This is a genomic window from Rhodanobacter sp. PCA2, from assembly GCF_013620825.1.
Classification (GTDB): domain Bacteria; phylum Pseudomonadota; class Gammaproteobacteria; order Xanthomonadales; family Rhodanobacteraceae; genus Rhodanobacter_A.
This window is the reverse complement of sequence record NZ_NJIC01000055.1, coordinates 57,065-63,157: the sequence shown is the minus strand read 5'-3', so window position 1 is coordinate 63,157 and position 6,093 is coordinate 57,065. Positions and strand designations below refer to the sequence as shown.

The following is a 6,093-nucleotide window of genomic DNA, read 5'->3' as shown; positions in this document are numbered from 1 at the left end:
GGTCGGCCGCCGATGCCGGCCGACCGCCACGCGGCGAGCGCCGTCCTCCGCGCGAACGCGCACCCGCCGAAGCCGCGGCCGCCGCGGCGCGTCCGTCGCGGCAGGTGGCAGCCACCACGGGCGAGCATTCGCACGCCGGCAAGCCCGGCCTGTTCCGCCGCCTGACCCGGCTGTTCACCGGCCGCTGACCCGGCGGCCGCCGCGCGACTGAACCGTCGCCCTGCCGCCGCCGGCGGCGGGGCGACCTCGGCGCCCGCATCCCTTATCCTTGCGCGAATACGGCAGGCAGCGGCGGGGACGCACGGTGATCCAGTTCGATCAGGTGAGCAAGCATTACGAGGGCGGCCACGAGGCGCTCTCGCAGCTGTCCTTCACCATAGACACCGGCGAGATGGCGTTCGTCACCGGGCACTCCGGCGCCGGCAAGAGCACCCTGCTCAAGCTGCTGGGCGTGATCGAGCGGCCCAGCCACGGCCTCATCACGGTGGATGGCCAGAACCTGGCCAAGGTGCGCGGCCGCGGCATCCCCAAGCTGCGCCAGCGCATCGGCATGGTGTTCCAGGACCATCGACTGCTGATGGACCGCACGGTGTTCGCGAACGTCGAGCTGCCGCTGACCATCGCCGGCATCGCCCGCCAGGAACGCGGCCGGCGCGTGCGCGCGGCGCTCGAAAAGGTCGGGCTGCTCTCGTACGAACGCCAGCTGCCCGCCACGCTGTCCACCGGCGAGCAGCAGCGCGTGGGCATCGCCCGGGCGATCGTGGGGCGGCCTTCGCTGCTGATCGCCGATGAACCCACCGGCAACCTCGACCCGCAACTGGCGGTGGAGATCATGGGCCTGTTCGCCGAATTCCAGCAGGTCGGCACCACCGTGCTGATCGCCAGCCACGACCTGCCGCTGATCAAGCGCATGCGCAAGCGCGTGGTGGTGCTGGACCACGGCCGGCTGGTGGCGGACCTCGCCGCCGAGGAGGTGCTGTGAACACCACGCCCGAAACCGTCCAGCGCGAAACCGAACCGGCCCCGCGCAGCGAACACAGCCGCACGCGCCGCGTGGGCAGCTGGCGCGAGCACCACGGCTGGAGCGCCGCGGCCAGCCTGAGCCGGCTCGCCGCCCGCCCGCTGGGCAGCCTGCTGACCATCGCGGTGATGGGCCTGGCGCTGGCATTGCCGCTGGCGTTCTACCTGCTGCTCGGCAACGTGCAGCAGCTGGGCCAGGTGCTGGGCCGGGACCAGGCGGTCAACGTGTTCCTGCAGGCGGACCAGGCCGAGTCCCAGGCGCGGCTGCTGGCGAAGCAACTGGGCGACCGTTCCGACGTGGCCACGGTGACGGTGAAGAGCCCGCAGCAAGGCCTGGACGAGTTGGCGAAGCTGCAGGGCTTCTCCGGCGCGCTGGACGCGCTGGACCAGAATCCGTTGCCCTGGGTGCTGATGGTGCAGCCCAGGGCTGGGCTGGACGCGCCGGCGGTGGAACGCCTGGTCAGCGACATGCGCGAGATGCGCAGCGTGGCCCAGGTGCAGGACAGCGGCACCTGGCGGCAGCGGCTGGACGCGCTGCTGGGCGTGGGCGACCGGGTGGTGGCCGCGCTGGCGCTGATGCTGGCGCTGGCCGCCCTGCTGGTGGTGGGCAACACGGTGCGCGTGGACATCGCCAGCCGCAGCGAGGAAATCGGCGTGCTGCTGCTGGTGGGCGCCAGCGGCGCGTTCGTGCGCCGGCCCTATCTGTACGCGGGCATCTGGTACGGCCTGTTCAGCGGCATCCTCGCCGCCTTGCTGGCGCTGGCGATCGAGTTCGCGCTGAGCGGACCGGTGGCACGGTTGAGCCAGGCCTATGATGGCAAGCTGCACATGGGCGGCCTGCCGGTGTGGCTGCTGCTGGCGGTCCCGCTGGCGGCGGCGGCGCTGGGCTGGCTGGGCGCGCGGCTGGTCAGCGCCTGGCAGTTGCGCAAGGCCGTCTGACCGTAGCGAACAGGCGAACAGGCGACATGAGTACGAGCATCAGCAACCGGCTGGTCAGCACGGCGCCACGCGTGCTGGTGGTCGACGGTTCCCGGGTGGTGCGGCAGTTGATCGGCCGCGTGCTGCAGACCGAGCTGCCGAACGTGGAACTGGTCGGCTGCGGCAGCGGCGGCGAGGCGCAGAAGCTGCTGGACGAGGGCGTCTTCGACTTCATCACCATCGCGCTGCGCCTGCCCGACATGGACGGGCTGGAACTGGCGCGCTTCGTGCGCGAATCCGCGCCGCAGACCTACGTGCCCATCGTGGTGGTTTCCGGCGACGTGGACGAACGCCTGCATCGGCGCACCCTGGGCGAGGACGTCACCGACTACTTCGACAAGTCGCTGGGCTTCCAGGCGCTGGCCGAGTTCATCCGCGGCTACGTGCACCCCGAAGGCAGCACCGAGGGCGAGGTGCTGTACGTGGAGGACAGCCGCGTGGTGGCGCTTGCCACGCGCCGCATGCTGGAGAAGTACGGCCTCACCGTGCGCCACGTGATCAGCGTGGAGGATGCGCTGGCGCTGCTCGAAACCGCGAAGGTGCGCGGCGAGCTCGGCGCCGACGTGGTGCTCACCGACGTCAGCCTGAAGGGCGAGCTCACCGGCGGCGACCTGCTCGAACGCGTCCGCAAGGACTTCGGCTACGGCAAGGGCCGGCTGCCGGTGCTGGTGATGACCGGCGACGAGAATCCCGCGAACCAGGCCGCGCTGATCCAGGCCGGCGCGAACGACCTGGTGGAGAAACCGGTCGAGGAGCGGCTGCTGGTCACCAAGCTGCTGTTCCAGCTGCGCGTGGCGCGGCACCTGCGCCAGCGCGGCGCCACGCCGTGAGCGAAGTGCGGCTGGAAGCCTCGTGGAAGGCGCGCCTCGGCGCGTGGCTGGAGCGTCCCGAGATGCAGGCGCTGGCCGCGTTCCTGCGCGCGGAAAAGCAGGCGGGCAAGGCGATCTACCCGCCGGGCGCGGAGATCTTCGCCGCGTTCGCGCACACCCCGTTCGACGCGGTGCGCGTGGTGATCCTTGGCCAGGACCCGTACCACGGCCCCGGCCAGGCGCACGGCCTGTGCTTCTCGGTGCGCCCCGGCGTGCCGCCGCCGCCTTCGCTGGTGAACATCTTCAAGGAGATCCAGCGCGACCTCGGCATCGCGCCGCCCGACCACGGCTGCCTCACGCCCTGGGCCGACCGCGGCGTGCTGCTGCTCAACGCGGTGCTCACCGTGGAGCGCGGCCTCGCCGCCGCGCACCAGGGCAAGGGCTGGGAAGGCTTCACCGACGCGGCCATCGACGCGCTCAACCGCGAGCGCGAAGGCATCGTGTTCCTGCTGTGGGGCAGCTACGCCCAGCGCAAGGGCCAGCTGATCGACAGCCGCCGGCACTGCGTGCTGAAGAGCGTGCACCCCTCGCCGCTGTCCGCCCATCGCGGCTTCCTCGGCTGCGGGCATTTCTCTGCCGCCAACCGCTATCTCGAAGCGCACGGGCAGGCGCCGATCGACTGGTCGTTGCCGCCGCGCGCCGCGTTGAAGGATTGATCAGCCGGTCACTTCGGCCCACATGCGCAGCAGGTTCGCGTGCGAGCGGCTCACCGCGTCGAACACCTGGGTCTTGCCCTCGCGGCCGAAGATGTCGCGCTTCGCGCTTTCCAGGTCCCACAGCAGTTCGCGCCGGGCCGCATCGCGCACCATGCTCTGCACCCAGATGATGGCGGCGTCGCGCACGCCGCGCGTCACCGCGTTGACGTGGTGCAAGGTGTTCGCCGGGTAGGCGATCGCGGCGCCGGCCTCCAGCTTGAAGCTGTATTCCATGCCGCCGTTCGCGTGCGTCACCAGCTCGCCGCCGTCGTAGCTGCGCGGATCGGAGAGGAAGACGGTGATCGCGATGTCGGTGCGCAAGGCGTTGCCCAGCCCGCCCATCACCGGCGCATCGACGTGCGCGCCGTACTCCATGCCGCCCGCATAGCGGTTGAACAGCGGCTGGGTGTTCGCCGCCGGCAGCAGCGCCGCCTGCAGCAGCGCGTTGCGCTGGAACGCGGCGCGCACGATGTCGGAAGCCCGCGTGTACTGCGCGCTGCCGGTGTCCATCTGCTGGTTCTTCTTCACCATGCGCGCCGACCAGCCGGCCGTGACCGAACCGTCCACGTAGGGGGAGTTCTGCAGTTCCGCCCGGATCGCGCCGAGTTCCTGGGCGGTCAACACATCGGGTACACAGACGATCAAGTGGCTTCCCCTTGCGGCGTGGCGTATCCCGGCATTGTAGTGAGCGGCGCAGGCACGCGGCGATGGTTTGCTATCATGGCCGCCCTTTCAGCACACGCCGGGGAATCGTCCGATGCGCCAGTGATGCAGCCGTCTTCACGACGGTCATTCGCCTCCATCCATCGCGATGGGGTGATACCTGACATCACCGGAGCCTCCATGACGGAATCCTTGTTGACGCTGCAAGGCGTCGCGTTTGCATGGCCCGACGGCCATCGCGTTCTTTCGGACATCGACCTGCAGCTCGACCAGCGCCACGCCGGGCTGGTGGGGCGCAACGGCGCGGGCAAAAGCGTGCTGGCACGCCTGCTGGCCGGGCAGTTGGAGCCCACCCGCGGGCGGGTCCTGCGTACGGGCACGGTCCATTACGTGCCGCAGCAGGTGCTTTGTCCGCCCGGCGCCACGGTCGCCAGCATCGCTGGAGTGCAGGAGCTGCTCCGTGCGCTGTCGCGCATCGAGGCCGGCAGCGTGGACCCCGCCGATTTCGAGAAGGTGGGCGATCGCTGGGATATCCGCGAGGGCCTGACGCGCCAGCTCGAGGCGCATGGGCTGGGCCATCTCGCGCCGGAGCAGTCCGCCGCCGTCCTCAGCGGCGGCGAGCTGACCCGCCTTGCCTTGCTCGGGGCATGGCTCGGCGATCCCGACATGCTGATACTCGACGAACCGACCAATCACCTGGATCGCCCGCAACGCGAGCTGCTGCTGGACAAGCTGCGTGCATGGCCGAAAGGGCTGCTGGTCGCGAGCCACGACCGCGAATTGCTGGACGGCATGCAACGCATTCTCGAGCTTTCGCCCTCGGGCCTGGGCGACTATGGCGGCGGGTTTGCCTGGTACGAACAGGCCCGAGCCAGGGAGCAGGAACTCGCCTTGCAGGAACTGGAGCACCGCAAGGCGGAACAGCGCCGTGGCGAAGAGGAGCGGCGTGCCAGGCAGGAGGGCCTCGAGCGCCGCCAGGCGCGCGCCACGCGGGAGGGCCGCAAGGCGAACCAGGCCCCGATCCTGCTGGGTCGCCGCAGACAGGACAGCCAGGTGAGCATGGGCAAACGTCAGCGCGACCTGGAGGCCGCCGGCGACGAACAGGCCCGGCGCGTCCGCGAAGCGGCTTCCCGGGTACGTGAGGACGTGGACGTAAGCTTGCTGGCGCCGGCCGCCCTGGCCGCAGCGCGGCGCAAGGCAGCGACGCTCGAGGGTGTGCGGTTGCCGTTTGGCAGCGCAGCCGGCGGCCGCATCGACCTGACGATCCGGGGCCGTCAGCGCATGGCGGTGACGGGAGCGAACGGCAGCGGCAAATCCACCCTGCTGAAAATACTTGCCGGGGCCGTTCCGCCCGCTGCGGGGCGGTGCGAGGTCCATGTTCCGTACGCTTGGCTGGACCAGCAACTGGCCATGCTCGATCCGGCCCGGTCTGCGCTGGACCAGTTGCTGGCCGCGAATCCTTCCGCCGGGCAGGCCGAAATGCGGACACGGCTTGCCTTGCTGGGGCTTTCCGGCGACGCCGCGCTGGAACCCTGCTCCCGCCTGAGCGGCGGGGAGCGCCTCAAGGCCGCGCTGGCGTGCGTCCTGTATGCCGAACATCCCGCCGAGCTGCTGCTGCTCGACGAACCCACCAACCACCTCGACCTGCGCTCCCTCCAGGCGCTGGAACAGATGCTGCTGCAGTATCGGGGCGCGCTGGTGCTGGTTTCGCACGACGAGGTGTTCCTGCACCGCCTGCGGCTCGACGGCCGGATCGAGCTGTCCGGAGAGGGATTTGCCGTGCGGGGAATGGACAGCCAGCACAAATTTCTGTACGATTCGGTTTACTAAAAGCCGCGAACTATCTGCGGCTTTAGCACTCCAACTAC

Annotated in this window: 6 protein-coding genes and 1 pseudogene; 6 read left to right on the top strand and 1 reads right to left on the bottom strand. The window is 70.2% G+C overall.

From position 1 onward, the window contains the following. From PCA_RS17270 to ung, 5 genes and pseudogenes are all read left to right on the top strand, one after another. A pseudogene (locus PCA_RS17270) lies at positions 1–188 on the top strand (ATP-dependent RNA helicase RhlB); the annotation flags it as partial. Positions 189–304: 116 nt separating this feature from the next. Then, positions 305–982, top strand: coding sequence for a cell division ATP-binding protein FtsE (gene ftsE / locus PCA_RS17265; protein ID WP_181303855.1), 678 nt, complete (start codon positions 305–307; stop codon positions 980–982). Continuing rightward, complete coding sequence (gene ftsX / locus PCA_RS17260) at positions 979–1,959, top strand: permease-like cell division protein FtsX (RefSeq protein ID WP_181303854.1); 981 nt, start codon at positions 979–981, stop codon at positions 1,957–1,959. The genes ftsE and ftsX overlap by 4 nt, the downstream gene beginning before the upstream one ends. Positions 1,960–1,985: 26 nt before the next feature. Further along, positions 1,986–2,828, top strand: coding sequence for a response regulator (locus PCA_RS17255; RefSeq protein ID WP_181303853.1), 843 nt, complete (start codon positions 1,986–1,988; stop codon positions 2,826–2,828). Further along, complete coding sequence (ung, locus tag PCA_RS17250; RefSeq protein ID WP_181303852.1) at positions 2,825–3,523, top strand: uracil-DNA glycosylase; 699 nt, start codon at positions 2,825–2,827, stop codon at positions 3,521–3,523. Before PCA_RS17255 ends, ung begins: the two co-directional genes overlap by 4 nt. Here the strand turns inward: ung and PCA_RS17245 are convergent, their stop codons facing one another. Beyond that, on the bottom strand, positions 3,524–4,207 hold the full coding sequence (locus PCA_RS17245; protein ID WP_181303851.1) for a Fe2+-dependent dioxygenase: 684 nt from the start codon (positions 4,205–4,207) through the stop codon (positions 3,524–3,526). A 198-nt stretch (positions 4,208–4,405) separates the two neighbouring features. On the opposite strand from PCA_RS17245, the gene PCA_RS17240 reads away from it, so the two are divergent. Next, a complete protein-coding gene (locus PCA_RS17240) occupies positions 4,406–6,055 on the top strand; it encodes an ATP-binding cassette domain-containing protein (protein ID WP_181303850.1) in 1,650 nt (549 codons plus the stop codon). Positions 6,056–6,093 lie beyond the last annotated feature (38 nt).